Source organism: Campylobacter concisus (assembly GCF_002092855.1).
GTDB lineage: Bacteria > Campylobacterota > Campylobacteria > Campylobacterales > Campylobacteraceae > Campylobacter_A > Campylobacter_A concisus_AI.
Genome location: NZ_LVLC01000011.1, coordinates 1 through 360, shown reverse-complemented (window position 1 = coordinate 360; position 360 = coordinate 1). Strand labels below are relative to the sequence as shown.

Annotated in this window: 2 tRNA genes; both read left to right on the top strand. The window is 45.3% G+C overall.

The features are described 5' to 3' along the window. Positions 1-117 precede the first annotated feature (117 nt). Positions 118-202, top strand: a tRNA-Tyr gene (locus A3223_RS04300). Positions 203-209: 7 nt separating this feature from the next. After that, a tRNA-Gly gene (locus A3223_RS04295) sits at positions 210-286 on the top strand. Positions 287-360 lie beyond the last annotated feature (74 nt).

Below are 360 nucleotides of genomic sequence, written 5' to 3'. Positions count from 1 at the left end.
CAGTTGGTAGAGCTACTGCCTTGTAAGCAGTGGGTCGGCGGTTCAAGTCCGTTCACCAGCTCCATTTTTGTAACAGTGTTTGACCAGAAAATACCAAAATAGTTTATTAATGTTTAAGGTGAGATACTCAAGCGGCCAACGAGGGCAGACTGTAAATCTGCTGACTATGTCTTCCGTGGTTCGAATCCACGTCTCACCACCATTGTTATGCGGGAGTAGCTCAGTTGGCTAGAGCATCAGCCTTCCAAGCTGAGGGTCGCGGGTTCGAGCCCCGTTTCCCGCTCCAAAATTTGGGAAAATAAACTGGGAGCTGTATCTAGATTTTACTAAACACAGTTATTCCTTACTTTATTTTCAAAA